Origin of the sequence: Croceicoccus mobilis (assembly GCF_001661965.1) — a bacterium.
GTDB classification, from domain to species: domain Bacteria; phylum Pseudomonadota; class Alphaproteobacteria; order Sphingomonadales; family Sphingomonadaceae; genus Croceicoccus; species Croceicoccus mobilis.
Genome location: NZ_LYWZ01000002.1, coordinates 1 through 17,095, shown reverse-complemented (window position 1 = coordinate 17,095; position 17,095 = coordinate 1). Strand labels below are relative to the sequence as shown.

Sequence of the window (17,095 nt, the reverse complement as noted above, 5' to 3'; positions counted from 1 at the left end):
TTGCAAAGAATCGATGAACGGACCCCTTGAACCATTTACTTAGCAATCTAAGTATATCCGATGAGCCGGATCGAACAGGAAAAGCAATTCGCGATGCGTGTGGCCACGGCCTCGCGCAAATGGCGGCAGATGGGCGACCAGGCGCTCAAGCGTCTGGGCCTTTCGAGCGCGAGCGGATGGTGTCTCGTCTATATCGACCGGCTGGGTGACAATCCCAACCAGGTCGAGTTGGCCCGCACGGTGGGCGTTCGCGAACCCACGATCGTGCGCATGTTGGCAGGGCTGGAAAAATCGGGATTGATAACCCGGTCTCCCGACCCGGAAGACGCCCGAGCCAAGATCATCGCGCTGACGCCGCAGGGCACGGATATCGTCAAGCAGGTGGAAAACAGCCTGCGCATGTTGCGCCATGACCTGCTCGCCAATGTGTCCGATGCCGATCTTGCCGCGGCATTGCACGTTCTCGACGAAATCTTGACCGCCCGAGCGGAGTGGAAGGACGCATGAAGGGCGAGACATACGGACTTCCCGCCGCGATCTTCGCTCTGAAGGTCTTTCTGGCGGCGATGCTGGCGCTTTATGTCGCGCTGCGTATCGGCCTGCCGCGGCCCTATTGGGCGGTGCTGACCTCTTTCATCGTCGCGCAGCCGACCGCAGGTGCCGTGCTGTCAAAGGGTGTGTTCCGCGTGATCGGCACGGCCATCGGTGCAGCGGCGACGGTTATCATGGTGCCCACGCTTTCACCTGCCCCCGAGTTGCTGGTCCCGGCGATTTCGCTGTGGGTCGCCTTGTGCATCTTCATCTCGCTGCTCGACCGCACCCCGCGATCCTACATGTTCGTGCTGGCGGGCTATAGCGCGTGCCTGATCGGCTTGCCCAGCGTCGAAACGCCCGGCGCGATTTTCGATATCGCGGTGCTGCGCGTGCAGGAAATCACCATTGGCATCCTGGCCGGAAGCCTGGTCCATGGCGTGCTGTGGCCGGGGTCTGTGACCGACATGCTCATGCGCCGGGTCGAGGGCACGCTGACCGATGCCGAACGCTGGTCCCGCGACAGCATGGCGCAAGAGCGCGTCCCCGATCTCGACAAGGAACGCCGCCGCCTCGCGCTCGACATTACGGAGATGCACCAGATGGCAGTGCACCTGCCGTTCGACACGGCCAAGGCCGCGCCGCGCCAGCGCACGGTGCGCGCGCTGCAAAACCAGCTTTCCATGATCCTGCCGCTGGCGGCTGCGGTCGACGATCGCATTCGCACCCTTATGGCGGAAACGGGCGCTGCGCTGTCCGAAGACATAGGCGTCCTGCTGGCCGATTGCCGGGAATGGCTGGATGAGGCAAACCACGACGCTGCCGAAAGGCACGAGCGGGCAGAGGCGCTGATCCGCCGTGCGGCGGAGCTGGAGCCGGAGGTGTATCCCGGCATGGGCTGGGACGCGGCCTTGCGGCTGAGCCTTTTGGCGCGGATCGCATCGCTGATCGCGGCGCATCGCGATTGCCGCGACCTGCGTGACCAGATGCTCGCCCCGACCGCGCGCCCGGTCACCGCGCGCGTGGCGCAATTGCTGGAGAGTACCGGGCAGCGCCAGATGCACCGCGATTATGCCGGCGCGCTGCGCACGGGGTTTGGTGCGGCGCTGACGATTACCGTGGGCTGTGTGCTGTGGATCGCCAGCGGATGGGACCAGGGTTCGACTGCGGTGATGCTGGCGGGCGTGTTCCTGTCACTGTTCTCTGCTGCCGATGATCCGACCAGGCCGCTGCGTTTTTTCTTTTTTGGCACGCTCATCGCGACGGCGGTGGGGCTGCTCTACGGTTTTGCCATACTGCCGCAGGTCGATGGCTTTGCCATGATGGCCGCGGTGATGGCCCCCGCGCTGCTGCTGGGCGGCGCGTTCATGGCATCGCCGCGCTGGGGCATGGTGGCGCTCCCTTCAATGCTGGGACTTGCCAGCCCGAGCCTGCTGGCAGAGCAGTACAGCAGCGATTTCGCAGGCTATCTGAACGGAGCAATCGCCCAACTGGCCGCGGTATTCTTCGCACTGACCATGGTCCGCCTGTTGCAGTCGGCAGGCCTTGACGGCACGATCAACCGCACCCTGCGCGCCGGATGGACCGATATTGCGCGGCGCGCCAAGCTTGACCGCGCGCCAGATGTGCCGGGCTGGATCAGCCTGATGCTCGACCGCACCGGGCTCCTCGCACCGCGCCTCGCCGCGCGCGGCGATGATCCGGGCCAGCCGCTTTATGACGCGCTGCGTGACCTGCGAACGGGCATCGTCATCGGCGAACTTCGCCAGCTGCGGTTCGATCTGGGGCGTGAAGAAGGCCGCGTTATCAGCCCCGTGCTTGAGGATGTGAGCCGCTATTACACGCGGCTGGGCGCCGATAAGCCGCCCGAGATCGAACCGGGCACGCTGCGTCATGTCGACACCGCCATTGCCTCTCTTGCCAATAATCCATCGACCGAGGTGCGCCGGACCGGTGTGCTCGCGCTCATCTCGCTGCGCCGGAACCTGTTTCCCGATGCGCCCGACTACATCTCCCTGCCGGAAAGGAGCGCCGCATGACCGGTGAGGTTTCCATTGGTGGGGTCTTTGTCCCCACGCTGCTGCTGCTTGCCATCCTGGCGATGGTGATCGCGGCGCTTGTCATCCGCTTGCTCTCGCTGGTCGGGGGCTATCGCTATCTCGCCTACAAGGCGCTCGTCGACCTTGCCATTTTCGTGCTGGTTTTCGGCGGGCTGTTCTTCCTCTCCATCAAGTTCGGATTCCACCCATGAATGGCGTATTCTCCACCCTTCGTCGCAGCCTTGCCACCATCGTCATCGTCGCGTTGGCGGTCATCGTGGCCGTGTGGATGTGGAACCATTACGCGCTGTCGCCGTGGACCCGTGATGGCCGGGTGCGGGCTGACGTGGTGCGCGTGACGCCCGACATCAGCGGCCTCGTCACCGAGGTGGAGGTGACCGATAACCAGCCGGTCAAGGCAGGCGACCTGCTCTTCGTGCTGGACCGCCCGCGCTATCAGCTCGCGCTCGACCAGACGAAGGCGGAGATTGCCAGCGCCCGTGCGACGCTGGCACAGGCCAAGCGGGTGGCGAACCGCGACCTTGCGCTGGGCGATCTGGTCGCGCGCGAAACGCATGAGCAGAACGTGGCGGCGGTCAAGACCGCGCAGGCCGCGCTGTCACAGGCGCTGGCGACGCGCGATGGGGCCGCGCTGGACCTTGAACGCACGCAGGTGCGCGCCTCGGTCAATGGGGTGGTGACGAACCTTGACCTGCATCCGGGCGACTATGTCGGCGCGGGCACGCAGGCGATGGCGCTAATCGATACCGACAGTCTGCGGGTGGAGGGCTATTTCGAGGAAACCAAGCTCGACAAGATCCGCATCGGCGCGCCCGCCACGGTCAAGCTAATGGGCGACGATCATGTGCTGCGCGGCCATGTGGAGAGCATTGCCGCGGGCATCAATGACAGCACGCGAAGTGATTCCAGCAATCTCCTTCCCACGGTGGAGGCAAGCTTCAGCTGGGTGCGGCTGGCGCAGCGCATTCCCGTGCGCATCCGGATCGACGAGGTGCCCGAGGGCACCCGCCTGATCGCAGGCCGCACCGCCACCGTGACGATCGAACCGGAGGGGGATGAGTGATGCGCGCATCGCTACTCGTCCTGTTTCCGGCGGCGCTTCTGGCGGGCTGCGTCGCAGGTCCCGACTACCATGGGCCCGAGGGATCGATCGCGCAGGCGCCAGCCGCAGCCGCACCGTTTGTCGCGGCGCAGGAGAGCGATTTCGTGGAGGCCGCGCTGCCCGACAAATGGTGGGAGCTCTATGACGATCAGCGCCTCGACGCGCTGGTGGAGGAAGCACTGGCGGCCAATGCCGATCTGCGAGTCGCGGACGCGAACCTGCGGCAGGCCAGCGCCGTCCTTCGGCAGGCAGAGGCAGGTCGGCGCGTCACCACCACGGTAAGCGGCGGCGTCGAACTCGATCGCGAAGCCTCTACCGGATACAGCCTGCCCGGTATCTTGGGCTATGACGCTGGCATCTCGGCGGGACTTCCGCTTGACCTGTCGGGCAAGATCCGGCGCGCGATTGAGGCTTCGCGCGCCGATGAGGAAGTCGTGCGGGCCGCGCGCGACGATACCCGCGTAGCCGTGGCGGCAGCCGTTACCCGCGCCTATGCATCGGTCTGCGCGGCGAATTACGGACTGGCAGCCAACGCCCGCGTGACGAAGCTGCTGGGCGAAACGCTCGACGTGACGCGGCGCCTGCAGCGGGCCGGGCGCGGCACCGCATTCGACGTGACCCGCGCTCGCACCGCGCTTGAGCAGAGCGAGGCCGCGCTACCCGCCTATGAGGCCGAGCGGCAGGCAAATCTTTTCCTGATCGCGACATTGTTGGGGAAGGTCCCGTCGCAATATCCGGAGGACATCGCGAATTGCGACACGCTGCCTGTTCTCTCTCAGCCGATGCCGGTGGGCGACGGCGCGGCGCTGATCCGGCGCCGACCCGACATTCGCGCCGCTGAAAGGCAACTGGCGGCGGATACGGCGCGGATCGGAGTCGCGATGGCCGATCTCTATCCGCAGGTGAGCCTTGGCGGATCGGCGGGATTGAGCGGCCCATTCAGCGATATCGGATCGGGCAACAGTTTCGGATTTTCGCTTGGGCCCCTGATCAGCTGGAGTTTTCCCGACCGTACCATCGTCAAGGCGCAGATCGCTGCCGCCGGGGCGCAGGCCGATGCCGATCTGGCCAGCCTCGATGCAACCGTGCTGGGCGCATTGCGTGAGACAGAGACCGCCCTGAACGCCTACGCCCGCGGGCAGGATCAGGTTGCTGCCTATCGCAAGGCTCGTGACAGCGCGGCCGAAGCGGCGGATCAGGCTGAAAAGCTGTTCCGCTTCGGGCGCGCGGACTTCCTCTCCGTACTCGACGCGCAGCAGAGCCTTGCGACGGCGGAAACCGCCCTTGCCAGCGCCGAGACCGAGGCCGTGGACCGGCAGGTCGACATCTTCCTCGCGCTGGGCGGCGGCTGGCAGGGGGAGGGCGTTAGCCCTTGAACCCCTTGGCGCGGTAGATTTCCTGACCGCGGCGAAACACGACCAGCTTTTCCAGCGTGACGGGGTGGAAGAACGCCTCGATCGCCTGCCCTTCCTTGGTGCGGGCATAGACTTCGTAGCAGTCGCCCTCGACCTGCGTTTTCAGGATCTGCCATTCCTCCAGCCACGCCTGCTTTTTCAGCTTGGAAATCTTCTGCCACTTGTCCTGCGGCCCGCCATTGCAGCTGATGTCGCCATCGGCATGGGCCGGGGCGGCAAAGGCAAAGGTGGCTGCTGCGGCCATAACCAGACGGTTGATCTTCATGCGACACTCCTTTGGATTTTGCGGCGGCGCATGGTGAAGCGCAGCGCCCACGCCAGCATGACCGGCGCAAGATGAATGAAAGCGGGAAGCCACGCCCAGTCGAGCAGTAGCCAGTGGACGAGCGCGACCAGAAACGCGGGATAGACCAGCCGTTGCCAGCGCTTCCACCGGCGGCCCAACCGGCGCAACGCGGCATCGAAACTGAGCGCGGCGGGCGCCGCCATCGTGATCAGCGCGACCCAGCCGGTCCAGATGCCGGGAATGGCCAGTTCGCCGATCATCGCGCTGACCATCTGCATGTCGAGCACGTAGAAGAAGAGGTGCAGCAGCCCATAGAGGAACGCCGCCACGCCCAGATTGCGCCGCACCGCGATCCAGCCGCGCAGGAAACGGTTTGGCCCGAATGCATCGACCAGCGGGCCGGGCAGCAGGGCGAGGATCATCAGCCGCACCGCCATTTCACCGCTTGGGTGATAGAGGTCCATCGCAAGCGCGCCGCCAGCGAGATCCGTGATCATCAGCGCGGCGGGAATAGCCAGCAGTAGCCACAGCAAAAGGCGCGGCCAGCGGATCACGGGTTTGCCCAGCGCCGCAGCAGGTTGTGATAGACGTGGATCAGGCGATTGATCTCGGGATCGTCCTTGGCCCGCCCCGGCGTTAGCGCCCGGATCGACTGGTCGAGATCGTAAAGCAGCCCGCGCGCCGAATCATCGGCGACTGCGCTCTGCATCCAGGTGATCGCGCAGATGCGCTCACCGCGCGTAACCGGCGCGACCTGGTGAAGGCTGGAGGAGGGATAGAGCACCATGTCGCCCGCCGCCAGCTTCACAGCCTGCGCGCCGAAAGCTTCCTCGACGATCAGCTCGCCGCCGTCATAGCTTTCGGGATCCGAAAGGAAGAGCGTGGCCGAAAGATCACTGCGGATCGTCAGCCCCGCTTCGGGCAGGCGCATCAGGGCGGCATCGGAATGGGTGCCGTAATGCCCGCCGTCCTTGTAAAGGTTGAAAACCGGCGGCCAGATCTTTTCCGCCAATGACGCCGATACGAATTCGGGATGCTGGCCAAGCTTGTTCAGGATCAGATTGCCCAGTTCCCGCGCCAGCGCATCGCCGCGATCGAGCTGCAGGTTCTGCTTGACCGAAACGGATCGCGTGCCCGCCGTGCCTGCGCCATCGCGCCAGTCCGCATCCGCCAGCGCGTCGCGAAAGCGGCTGACTTCGTCGCCGTTGAGCAGGTTCTCGATGATGGTCAGCATGGCGGATGCGCTTTCAGGAAAATGGGCCGGGCGGCGCAGGATGGCCCGCCGCCCGGCCGGTTTTTCAGAACTTCGCGGTCAGCGTCAATGTCGCGCGGCGTTCGTCACCCTTGTACAGGAAGTGACCCGAACGATAGCCGGCGAGGTAGTAATCCTCGTCCGTGACATTGGTGATGTTGATCCGCGCCCCCAGATTGCGGGTGAGATCGGCCGAAATGAACGCATCGAAGGTCCAGTAATCGGGCACGCGATAGGCATAGACGCCCAGCGTATCATCATAGCTGGCCGCATCGTCCGGCTGCCCGGTGTACATCGCGCCCTTGTAGGTGGCCGTGCCGCCAAAGGCGATCGCGTCGGTCATCTGATAGCGGATCTGGCCGCTGAACTGCGTATTGGCGAAGTTCGACAGGCGGCGACCGATCTTGTCCGCGTCGTTGGACTTGGTGATCTCCGAATCCATCAGCGTCAGCGCTGCCTGCGCCAGCAGTTTGGGCGTGATGTTTCCGACGAGGCCAAACTCGAGGCCGCGCACACGGTTTTCGCCGGTGTTGAGCGAGCCGCCGGCGCTATAGCCATCGCCTGCGGATTCGAAGACGTCGCCCTTGGTGATCTGGAACGCGGCTGCCGTCAGCAGCAGGCGATCGTCAAACAGGTCGGCCTTAACGCCCAGTTCAAAGCTTTCGCTGCTTTCCGGGCTGCCGTCGCCAATGTCGGTGCCATCATCGACGCAAATGCCGCCATAGCCGCAATTACCGCCAAGGTCGGATTCGCCGCCATTGATGTTCTTTGCCGTGCCATAGTTGAAATAGACATAGACCTCTTCCAGCGGCTTCAGCCCAACGCCCGCATGGCCGTTCCACAGCGTGTCGGAATAGCTGTAATTGGTCGGCACATCGGCGCCGCGTCCGATGACATCGTTCGAATAGCTGAAAGCGTCCATGCGCACGCCGCCATGGATCGAGAGCCATTGGGTGATGTCGATGGTGTCCATCGCATAGAAGGACAAGGTTTCGACCTGCCATGCGCTGTCGACCACGCCATCGGCGACGCTGCGCTGGAGCAGGTCGTGGATCTCGCTGTCGCTGTAAAGCACGTCGCGGTTTTCGTCGGTGATGCAGAACGCATCCTGCAGCGTGCCGCCGCGCCCGGTCACCTGGCAATTGGCGGTGCCATTGGTGGTCAGGTCATAGGTGCCGTTCGCCACCTGAAGGTTCGAATACTCGCTGCCCACGATGATGTTATGCAGCAGCGATCCGGTCGAGACTTCGCCGATCAGGTTGAACTGGTTGACGAAATATTCGACCTCCTGATTGCCCTGGTGCGTGCTGAGCGTAACCGGGTCATAGGTGCCGTCTTCGGTATTGACCGCGCCGCCGCGCAGGCCGGTGAGGACATAGCCGTTGCTCGTCTCGCCATAACGCGTCGAATTGACGATCTTGAAGCCGTCGAAGGGCGTGATGTAGATGCGGCCGGTGACCGTATCGACATCGGAATCGAGGAAGTCGCTGCTCTGCGTGTAGTTGGGTACGTCGTCCCACGGACCATAGCTGGTGACATCGCCTGCCGTGCCGGTCGGGCGCGGGACATAGCCGCCAAGATCGGGCGTGTCATTGGCGGTGAGGTGGTAATAGTCGAGCACCACCTCGATCACGTCGCTGGGCTTGAATGCGGCGGACAGCGCCGCGCCATAGCGTTCGCGGTCCGAATAATTCCGGTTCGGCACTTCCTGATAGCCGTAAAGCAGGTTCGCGCGCACGGCGAGCGTGTCGGTCAGCGGCAAGTTGGCATCTGCCGTCACGCGGTAGTAATCGTCGGTGCCGATCCCGGCGTCGATGCGCGTGAACTGGTAATCGGTGCTGGCCTTCTTCGTGATCGAATTGACCGCGCCGCCGGTCGAACCGCGCCCGGCAAAGCTGGAGCTTGGGCCCTTGGTAATCTCGATCTGGTCGATGGCGAAGGTTTCGCGCGTGGTCATGCCGGGATCGCGCAGGCCGTCGACGAAGACATCGCTGCGCGCCTCGTGCCCGCGGATGATGTAGCGGTCGCCAAAGGCATTGCCGTTCTCGCCCGTGCCGACCGTCACGCCCGGTACATTGTCGAGCACGTCGCGCATGTCGGTCGCGCCCTGTTCGTCAAGCTGCTGTTCCGTCAACACCTGGATCGTCTGCGGCGTTTCCGACAGCGGCTTGACCCGTCGCACATCGCCAGAGGTGCGGGCCTTGTAGGGCACGCCCGGCTGCGCGTTCGGGTTTACGTCGGCGGTGGCGTCCTCGATCGTCAGCGTGTCGAGGACGACTTCCTCTTCATCGCCAGCATCCTGCGCCTGCGCGCCCGTGGCAAAGAGCGCAGCCGACAGCCCGATGGCCGCAGCGGCAGTGCCCGTCCGGGCGGCGCGCAGGCTCATGGGGCGGATGACGCCCTTGTTGTGGTCCCTCATGAAAAAGCCTTTCTTCTTATCGTGTTCTCAGGGAATAATCGATCGGTAGCGAGATCGTGACGCTGTCCCGCGTCATCGATTTCGGGAAACGGGGCAGGGGTGCGACACGCTGCATCAGGTCGAGCGTCGCTTGGTCGAGAAGGGCGTGACCGCTGGATTTGCGGATGGAGGCGGCGGTGATGCTGCCGTCCGAATGGACGGTGAAACGCACGGTCACCACGCCCTGTTCGCGGGCCTTCTTCGCCTCTTTGGGATATTGTTTCTTGCGATTGAGATGCGCGCTCAGCATCGCGTAGTAATCGGCTTCCTCGCGCTTCGCCTTGGGGTCATTGCCCGCTGTCTCGGCCTTGCCGGTGTCGGTGCCGCCGGGGATCGTGGCCATGGCGGTGCGGATCGGCTGCGGCGCGGCGACGGGCTGCGGGGGAGGGGCGCTGACCACCGGGCGGGGAACGGGCGGTTTGGGCGGCGGGGTGGCGACGAATTCGCGCGGCAATGGCTTGTCGACCTGCGGGGCCTCGATGACGGGATCGACGGGTTGCGGCGGGGTGTAATCAGGTTCGACCGGCTGTTCGGGCTGCGGCTTGCTCACGGCGGCGGGGCCAGCCTGCGGCGGCAGTTCGACCAGCACGACGGGATCTTCGACAATTGCGTCGGGCACTGCGCCCTTCGCCAGAAGGACACCGCCAAGCACGGCTGCATGCGCAGTAAGCGCGACAGCGCCGCCCAGCATCCAGTGGCTGCGATCCCCTCCCACGGTGATCATGGCCGGGCTGCGCCCGTTTCCGCGCCGACCAGCGCGACATGGACATAACCTTCGCCGCGCAGGGCGTTCATCGCCTGCATGATCGCGTCATAGGTGACGGTCTTGTCCGCGCGCAGGAAGATCCGCTTTTCGCGGTCTCCCGCAGTCGCGCCGACGATGGCATCGCCCAGCGTGGCAAGCGTCACCCGGTCATCGCCCACGCTCAGCGCGCCATCGGCCTGCATCGACAGATAGACCGGCGCTTCGGGCTTGGGCGCGGCTTGTGCGTTGGAAACGGGCAGGTCGACCTTTACATCCACCGTCGCCAGCGGGGCGGCGACCATGAAGATGATGAGCAGCACCAGCATTACGTCGATAAACGGCGTGACATTGATCTCATGCGCGACGGCAAGGTCTTCGCTGTCGGAGGCGAGTTTCAGCGCCATGGATCAGGCCCCCGCCAGCGTGCCGCGGCTAAGATCGCGCGACACGATGCGCAGCAATGCGGCGGCGCTGTCCGAAACGATGGCGCGATGGGCGGCAATGGCACGGGCGAAATGGTTGTAGATCACGACCGCCGGGATCGCAGCGACCAGACCCAGCGCTGTCGCCAGCAGCGCCTCGGCAATGCCCGGCGCGACGACGGCGAGATTGGTAGTCTGCATCTCGGCAATGCCGATGAAGCTGTTCATGATGCCCCAGACCGTGCCGAACAGCCCGACGAACGGAGCGGTTGCGCCAATGGTGCCAAGGATGGTGACACCCTGCGTCATCTTGCGCGCGACCCGCGCTTCGTAACGGTCGAGGCGGGACACCAGCCGCTCCTTCAACCCTTCGCGGTCATCCAGCGCGCCGCCCGACTGCGCGATCTCCTCACGGGCTTCGGCGACGATGGCATGCGCCGACGCGGTCTGGTCCAGCGCGGAGAGCGAAGGGGCGGCCAGCAACGTGTCGCGAAAGGCTTCGGCGCTCTTGCGCTGGCGGGCGAGTTCGAGATGTTTGGCGACCAGCACGGTCCAGGTGACGACAGATGCGATGACCAGCCCGATCATGATCAGCTTCACCACCCAGTCGGCCTGCGCGAACATGCCCCATACGCTGAGGTCGCTGGGGATCACCGGCCCGCCCTGCGCACTCGCCGCATTGGCAAAGGCGGCATGCGGCATTGTAAGTGCGCCGCCACCGATCAGCATATATCCAAATCGCGACACTTTCGGCCGTCCCCTGATGATTCGTCTTGACCGCCGACTACCCAGCGAAAAATGCAATTGCAAGTCATTCCTAATAGCAAAAGTGTATCACGCCTGTCGCGGCATCTGTCGACATCGAATTCGGGGAGACCGATGGCGTGTGAACCATGACGCAATGAGTCGATGCGGCGATTGCCACATCGACAAGGCCGCGTGCCCGGCGGTTCCTCATTCTTGCAAAATGGAAAGAAATGGTCGGGGAGACAGGATTCGAACCTGCGACATCCTGCTCCCAAAGCAGGCGCGCTACCGGACTGCGCCACTCCCCGACCGGGAGTCGCCCGCATGGGGCGAAAAGAAACTGGTGGGCCCGGCAGGACCAAAACCCACACACCCCTGAATGCATAAAAATCAATGACTTATGCTCGTCAGGAGGTCTCTAATTGTCACACGTTCGTGTCACACGCAAGTGTGCTGCGGAAAATTCCTGACTGAGAACTCGACACATTACGCGGCTGGAAAACTCAAAATCGGAAACAAGCATTTGTCTTTAGCGGCTTAGGCGTACCGGGGCTTTCAGGTTGCAACCATCTGCGGGGAGTATGGAGACCAGCCTGCTGGCGGAAGGAGTTGCCATCCTATTCTCATTCGTCGGCAACTGAGCGGCCCATAAACCAACGTTCCCAGCGCCATAGGTCCCAGTGCTTCAGTGGTGGTGGTCCGATGATCTTTACGGCAACGGATGGTGCATTTCTGATAAGTGCCCTAGCGGCCTCGCGAATGGCCTCTGGGCCAAGTCTGTACATGCGACCGTAGGGACCTTCCCTTAGTTGCTCAGCCTCCTCAACCTCATCTGAGGACAGCTCAAAGTAGCCTTTCTTCCTCAGCCACCTCTCAGCAGTACGGCAGTCGCAGCTAAGGGTTACGATCTCGAAAACCTCAGGCAATGCATACTTGCGTCGAGACCGGATTACGCGAGAACGCCATGCAGCATAGTCACTGCGCCATTTCTCAGCAGCCTCAGCATCGTCTTGGAAGCGTGCGGGGAGAAAGGTGCTCGATACCGGTGCGTCCTCTTCAGCGATCTCATGGAGGGGATCTCCCTTTGAGTGGCGATAATAGACCCTGCCGTAATCCTTCCCGATGGCACTCGCGAATTCAGCTAGAGTCATCTCTTGACCGAGCCAATTCACGAGGATCGTATTTCGACGGTTGCGAGTTTGCTCAGCCTTTGTGGCCCATCGGCAAAGGCCTGGGCCATAACGCGGATTGCCACTGTCCAAGCGATCAATCGAGTGTGCAGGCGAAGGCTTCCTGCCCATGTCAGACAGAAAACCTGCCAGAGTATCCCAAGCAGGATCAATGATCCTTCCATCGTGGGATCGCTGGCGCATGGCCCTATGGCTATCAGCTTCGGCCTTGTATTTCGTTCGGAGCTGTTGGGGACGCAAGGTCGCTAGATCATGGGCAAGCTCTGCATCGGGCTGGTCTTGACCGATGCACTGATCTTCAGATGCACTCATTATTGAAAGCTATACCTAGGACATTTGAAGGTTGGGTGCATATGCAGTTCAGCTTATGCGTTTGAGGCGGCGCAGTAGCGTTTCACGGTCGCAGGGGACAGCTTGAAATGGGCTGCAGTAGTCGCGATGCTTGCCTCGTTGTTACGTCGCCACGACGCCACCTCAGCAGCATTATGTGCAAATGGCCTGCCTAAGCTCGCCTTACCACGGTGAGTGCGTCCGGTCTCTGCAAGTGACTTACGCGCGGCAGAGCGACCCGCAGCAGTTCGTTCGAAAATTCGACGGCGTTCCATTTCCGCGACCTGGGCGAGCACAGCTAAAATCAACTCACCAACTCCGCGCGCAATCGGGCCAAGGCCGTGGACTTCAACTAGGACGCCCATATTGATAAGTTTGCGGACGGTGGCTTGAACATCAAGCGCATCGCGCCCCAAGCGGTCAACCGCATATACATGTACGGTATCACCATCCCGAACTTGATCTAATAGTCTAGCAAAGCCGGGACGGTTCGCGGCCATCGTGCCGCCACTCACGCCTTCATCGAGATACTCACGGTCAAAGCACCCGCCCATTGCGTTGCGTTGAGCTTCGACACTCTGGTCATTTGTCGAGACACGGTAATAGGCAATGCGCATGTATGGCTCATAAGTTAGAGGTACTTGATGCCTAGCTCTTAACCCCGCTCATAATCACTGTAAAGCTGCCTTTTGATCCATAGCGCAGATGTTACAACTTATGAGCTCGTCGTTGTGACCTGCTCTCGGCGCTATGGTCGAACCCTGAGAAGTAGAGGTCTGTCTGTGCCCCTTGATCACTATGTTTCACAAGTCCATCTCAAGCGCTTCTATGCGGAGAGCCTTGGCAATCGGAAGATGCACGCTTACCGCAAGTCTGACGGCCAACAGTTCCCATGCGGCTCGGAGGATGTGTGCCGGATCAAGGACGGAAGCACCAATGACTTCCTTGGGGAGCCGAGGCTTGTAGAGGAATTCCTGAAGACGATTGAGCCGAAGTATAATGCCGCATGCGCTGCTTTGGCTGCTGGGACATTCGATCAAGAACACGTTTATGTGATTACCGGCTTTATTGCCTATGTGGCTTCGTGCTCACCGACGGCAGTAAGGTTGGGGACGAGGCATCTAGAGGCACTCGTTCACGCGGAGGCTGCAATCATGGACCAAGCGGACCTCTTGCCACCATCGCCCCCCGAACTCGGCGGAGCGTCTTTCAGTGAGCTTCTGAGTGACGGTCGCGTGGTCATTGAAACTGATCGACGGTTTCCTCATGCGCTGGGCATTTCCAATCTACTGCATTTAGCAGCTGCCTTTGGTAACACGTACTGGGAGATATTGTTAAATGACGATGCGAGCTCACCTTTTTTTACCAGCGACTTCCCTGTAGCAATCGAGGCCAACCCCCAAAGTCTTGTAGTTAATCGGGTAATACCGCTGACACCATCTCTTGCACTACGCATTCATCCCAGAACGCATCTGTCTATGTCAGAGCCGTCACTTAGCTTTGAGAACCTGAGGTACAAGGTGCGCAATCTAGGTCGGCAGGGAGTTCGGCTAGTTAACACTGCGGTCGTAAGGTCCGCTGAAAACCAAGTTTTTGCATCTATCAATAGCCAATGGGTCTCTCGGTTCGTCGCTAAGCACAGCAGATACCGAGTTGAAATTAGCAACCGGTATTCGCCCCACGGGTCAGGTATTATCAAGACATCGAGCCTAGAAGTAAGGGGGAGTGGAGGTCACAGTGATTGATCTGAACCCGCCGCCTTTGGGGGTAGTGTAGCTCAGGGGGCTGTTCGTCGAATCAGGTTACTGCTTCGGATCATAACGAACGGTAAGGTGCGGTCTGCACCGATTGCACATTACAGACCCCTTCGATCAAGCTGCTCATCGGTTAAGGGATTGTTGATGTAGTCTTGCATGGCAGCACGCGCAGATTGCCAGAACGCCTTATGGAAGCAAGCAAGTGCCGCTACTTCAATTGAGGCGAATTCCATCCAGTACCGATATCGAATAGGCCCCAGCGTTACATAGCTTTGTATGCGCGAAGGGAGCTTCGTCTCGCGGTCCATACTGAGGTTTAGGCCACCGTGTGCTGCATAGGCATGGTCCCCCGACACTGCAGCCCAGTCCCGGTAGTTAGGATCGCCGTCGATGGCGAGAAAAACCCGATTAAGCACCAGGTCGCCTATCGCAAATGCACTAAGTGATATGGGGCGAGGACCGCGAACATCCCCCATGTGGCAACACAATAGCTTGGCGAAATAGCGGAACACATCAAGGTAGGGCTTACTGCCATCGCCGTACCTTTCATCCTCGAATGCCGTGATAGGTTCGGCTCCGGCAGCATATAGTTCTAGGGTCCGATTATGAAATAGGTCAAACTCGCGGTCGGCAGGTTGCGTGCGATTGCCATTGCACTCCGCGCATAAACCGGCGGCGTGGTGGAGTGCTTTGGACTTCGGTCCTTGGGCATTACGATAACCTTCTGCGCCACCGAATTGCCCAATCACCATCTTCTCTTTGCCGAACATGGCACGGATGGCGGACGCCTTTACTTTGTGTTCGCCAGTTAGCGGAGCGTTGCCGCCGCATAGGCAGCAGTGACCCTTTCGGTATGGTTCAAACAAGAAACCCATTCACCAAACCTCAGTTCATTCCATTTGTAGATAGTGAAGGCCTAGGCGCGGGCAACTGTCGCATAAGGACCTTAGAAGGTTTCCCCAGAAAGCGGTTGCGACGCGCTATGCTGCGATAAAAGCCTAAAATTCTCTGGATACAAACTCTTTGGGTGCGTTAAAGGCCTGATAACGACGCTACGACTACTGACGTCTCGTCAAAGATAGCTGGAGGCGAAATGGCAGTAAAGGAATTGGCCGGATGGAGCGAGTTGTCGCTCACGGACCTATTTTTCGCGTATCGGAAAGCGAAAGTAGACTGTTTTTACGAGTCATCTATCAGAGTTGCCGAGAGTTTTATCGCATACGAGCAGGAGATAACCGAAAATTTAATAGCATTGCTTGAGCGTTTACAGTCAGGTGAAGTTGCAGAGATCCTAGGTGAGGGGATCCAGTCACCCATAATATTTCCTAAGAGGCTTCATCTTGAGGCCGGAGAGCAGCTGTCTTCCCGGCGGGGCTCCAGAGCTCCGAAAGCGCATGCCTACTTCTCTGATAGCGAAAGAGCCTTCCAGCAGGCAACGGATCAACGACAACTAGTTCCCGAATTTCGGCTAATCGGTGACTTTGAAGCGTCCCGGATTTTCCGGAGGCAGTTTCAATTGAGTCATGCGACCATATCGAGGTTCCCTCTAGCTGCATAGTAATTGGCTTCGGCCTCAGCGGGTGGGATGTGCCCGATGGGGCCGAACAGACGCTGGTTGTTGAACCAATCGACCCAGCGTAGCGTTGCCATTTCCACGGCCGACACGCTTGGCCATGATCGCTGCCGCCAGATCACTTCCGCCTTGTAGAGGCCGTTGATCGTCTCGGCCAAAGCGTTGTCGTAACTGTCGCCAACGCTGCCAACGGACGGGACGAGGTTGGCCTCTGCCAAGCGCTGGGTGTAGTTCATGGCCAGATATTGGACGCCCCTGTCGCTGTGATGGATCAGGCCGTCATCAGGGCCAGGCCTGCGCGCATGGATCGCCTGTTCCAGAGCATCGAGCACGAAGCCGGCGGTCGCCGACGTGCTGACCTTCCAGCCCACGATCCGGCGGGCATAGGCATCGATCACAAATGCCACGTAGACGAACCCGGCCCAGGTGTGGACATAGGTAAAGTCGACCACCCACAAAGCGTTCGGCCGGCTGACGCGGAACTCGCGGTTGACCTTGTCGAGCGGGCACGGCGCCTTGGGGTTGCTGACGGTCGTGACCGTCGTCTTGCCTCGTCGCACGCCTGCCAGCGACATGGTGCGCATCAACCGTTCCACGGTGCACTTGGCCACAGCGATGCCCTCGCGGCGTAACTGGTGCCAGACCTTGCGGGAACCGTAGAGGCCAAAGTTGTTGTCATGGACACGCCTGATCTCTTCCTTGATCTCATCATCGCGCCGGGCACGGGCCGGACGCCTGGTAGGATCTGCAAGCCGGGCAGCATGCTCGTGGTAGGAGGACGGGGCGATCGCCAGTTCACGGCAGATCGGCTCGATACCCAGTTCCTCACGGTGCGTGTCGATAAACGACATCACCATTTGCCGTGGCGGTCGAGCTCCGCCTGAGCAAAATATGCGGATGCCTTGCGGAGTATCTCGTTGGCCCGGCGCAACTCCTTCACTTCGCGTTCCAGCGCCTTGACCCGGTCCCGGTCGCTGGCGGCCTGCGCCGCTGGTCCCGCTCGTCGGCTCGCCTCCTCACGGCACCAGCGGCGCAGCGTCTCGGTCGTGCAGCCAACCTTCCCGGCAATCGAAGACAACGCTGCCCATTCCGACGGGTAATCCCCCCGGTGCTCATCCACCATTCGCACCGCGCGGTCACGAAACTCTGGCGAAAACTTGTTCCTTGTAGCGCTCATTCTGGCTCCTTCTCACAAATAGGAGCCTCCGGAAAACCCGGGACGCTTCA

General features: G+C 61.4%; 17 protein-coding genes, 1 tRNA gene and 1 other annotated feature. Of the genes, 6 read left to right on the top strand and 12 right to left on the bottom strand.

Features of this window, described 5'->3' with window-relative positions:
* The first annotated feature begins 60 nt into the window (after nucleotides 1–60).
* The 5 genes from A9D13_RS00285 to A9D13_RS00265 are packed head-to-tail and all read left to right on the top strand — an operon-like array spanning nucleotide 61 to nucleotide 5,069.
* On the top strand, nucleotides 61–507 hold the full coding sequence (locus tag A9D13_RS00285; RefSeq protein WP_066768455.1) for a MarR family winged helix-turn-helix transcriptional regulator: 447 nt from the start codon (nucleotides 61–63) through the stop codon (nucleotides 505–507).
* Nucleotides 504–2,570, top strand: coding sequence for an FUSC family protein (locus A9D13_RS00280; protein ID WP_066768452.1), 2,067 nt, complete (start codon nucleotides 504–506; stop codon nucleotides 2,568–2,570). The genes A9D13_RS00285 and A9D13_RS00280 overlap by 4 nt, the downstream gene beginning before the upstream one ends.
* Nucleotides 2,567–2,782: a DUF1656 domain-containing protein gene (locus A9D13_RS00275; RefSeq protein WP_066768450.1), complete on the top strand. Its 216-nt coding sequence runs from the start codon at nucleotides 2,567–2,569 to the stop codon at nucleotides 2,780–2,782. The genes A9D13_RS00280 and A9D13_RS00275 overlap by 4 nt, the downstream gene beginning before the upstream one ends.
* Nucleotides 2,779–3,654 carry an efflux RND transporter periplasmic adaptor subunit gene (locus A9D13_RS00270; RefSeq protein ID WP_066768449.1) on the top strand — a complete coding sequence of 292 codons (876 nt, stop codon included), beginning with the start codon at nucleotides 2,779–2,781 and terminating at the stop codon, nucleotides 3,652–3,654. The genes A9D13_RS00275 and A9D13_RS00270 overlap by 4 nt, the downstream gene beginning before the upstream one ends.
* Nucleotides 3,654–5,069, top strand: a complete 1,416-nt coding sequence (locus A9D13_RS00265; RefSeq protein WP_066768448.1) for an efflux transporter outer membrane subunit — start codon at nucleotides 3,654–3,656, stop codon at nucleotides 5,067–5,069. The genes A9D13_RS00270 and A9D13_RS00265 overlap by 1 nt, the downstream gene beginning before the upstream one ends.
* Here A9D13_RS00265 and A9D13_RS00260 read toward each other — a convergent pair.
* The 10 genes from A9D13_RS00260 to A9D13_RS19955 all read right to left on the bottom strand — a co-directional run bounded on the left by A9D13_RS00260 (nucleotide 5,059) and on the right by A9D13_RS19955 (nucleotide 13,155).
* A complete protein-coding gene (locus A9D13_RS00260; protein WP_066768439.1) occupies nucleotides 5,059–5,373 on the bottom strand; it encodes a PepSY domain-containing protein in 315 nt (104 codons plus the stop codon). The genes A9D13_RS00265 and A9D13_RS00260 overlap by 11 nt on opposite strands.
* On the bottom strand, nucleotides 5,370–5,948 hold the full coding sequence (locus tag A9D13_RS00255; RefSeq protein WP_082921999.1) for a ferric reductase-like transmembrane domain-containing protein: 579 nt from the start codon (nucleotides 5,946–5,948) through the stop codon (nucleotides 5,370–5,372). The genes A9D13_RS00260 and A9D13_RS00255 overlap by 4 nt, the downstream gene beginning before the upstream one ends.
* Nucleotides 5,945–6,628, bottom strand: coding sequence for a Fe2+-dependent dioxygenase (locus tag A9D13_RS00250; protein WP_066768430.1), 684 nt, complete (start codon nucleotides 6,626–6,628; stop codon nucleotides 5,945–5,947). Before A9D13_RS00250 ends, A9D13_RS00255 begins: the two co-directional genes overlap by 4 nt.
* Before the next feature lie 64 nt (nucleotides 6,629–6,692).
* Nucleotides 6,693–9,065, bottom strand: a complete 2,373-nt coding sequence (locus tag A9D13_RS00245; RefSeq protein WP_066768428.1) for a TonB-dependent receptor — start codon at nucleotides 9,063–9,065, stop codon at nucleotides 6,693–6,695.
* A 16-nt stretch (nucleotides 9,066–9,081) separates the two neighbouring features.
* A complete protein-coding gene (locus A9D13_RS00240) occupies nucleotides 9,082–9,828 on the bottom strand; it encodes an energy transducer TonB (protein ID WP_066768425.1) in 747 nt (248 codons plus the stop codon).
* Nucleotides 9,825–10,253: a TonB system transport protein ExbD gene (exbD, locus tag A9D13_RS00235; protein ID WP_066768422.1), complete on the bottom strand. Its 429-nt coding sequence runs from the start codon at nucleotides 10,251–10,253 to the stop codon at nucleotides 9,825–9,827. Before exbD ends, A9D13_RS00240 begins: the two co-directional genes overlap by 4 nt.
* A 3-nt stretch (nucleotides 10,254–10,256) precedes the next feature.
* Nucleotides 10,257–11,018, bottom strand: a complete 762-nt coding sequence (gene exbB / locus A9D13_RS00230; RefSeq protein WP_216635472.1) for a tonB-system energizer ExbB — start codon at nucleotides 11,016–11,018, stop codon at nucleotides 10,257–10,259.
* Between the two features lie 231 nt (nucleotides 11,019–11,249).
* A tRNA-Pro gene (locus A9D13_RS00225) sits at nucleotides 11,250–11,326 on the bottom strand.
* 315 nt (nucleotides 11,327–11,641) lie between these two features.
* A complete protein-coding gene (locus tag A9D13_RS20325) occupies nucleotides 11,642–12,520 on the bottom strand; it encodes a hypothetical protein (protein WP_156521840.1) in 879 nt (292 codons plus the stop codon).
* Between the two features lie 53 nt (nucleotides 12,521–12,573).
* Entirely contained in the window at nucleotides 12,574–13,155 is a 582-nt protein-coding gene (locus A9D13_RS19955) for a recombinase family protein (RefSeq protein WP_082921997.1), read from the bottom strand.
* Between the two features lie 114 nt (nucleotides 13,156–13,269).
* Between A9D13_RS19955 and A9D13_RS21365 the strand changes: the two genes are divergently transcribed.
* Nucleotides 13,270–14,283: a DUF4238 domain-containing protein gene (locus A9D13_RS21365; RefSeq protein WP_425304737.1), complete on the top strand. Its 1,014-nt coding sequence runs from the start codon at nucleotides 13,270–13,272 to the stop codon at nucleotides 14,281–14,283.
* A gap of 110 nt (nucleotides 14,284–14,393) precedes the next feature.
* On the opposite strand, the gene A9D13_RS00210 is transcribed toward A9D13_RS21365, so the two are convergent.
* Both A9D13_RS00210 and A9D13_RS00205 read right to left on the bottom strand, forming a co-directional pair.
* A complete protein-coding gene (locus tag A9D13_RS00210) occupies nucleotides 14,394–15,065 on the bottom strand; it encodes a hypothetical protein (protein ID WP_082921995.1) in 672 nt (223 codons plus the stop codon).
* 751 nt (nucleotides 15,066–15,816) lie between these two features.
* A protein-coding gene (locus tag A9D13_RS00205; protein ID WP_373288794.1) for an IS3 family transposase occupies nucleotides 15,817–17,045 on the bottom strand; the annotation gives its coding sequence in 2 pieces (ribosomal slippage) (nucleotides 15,817–16,754 and nucleotides 16,754–17,045; 1,230 coding nt in all).
* Nucleotides 16,650–16,764, bottom strand: a sequence feature (AL1L pseudoknot). It overlaps the preceding gene by 115 nt.
* Nucleotides 17,046–17,095: the final 50 nt, after the last annotated feature.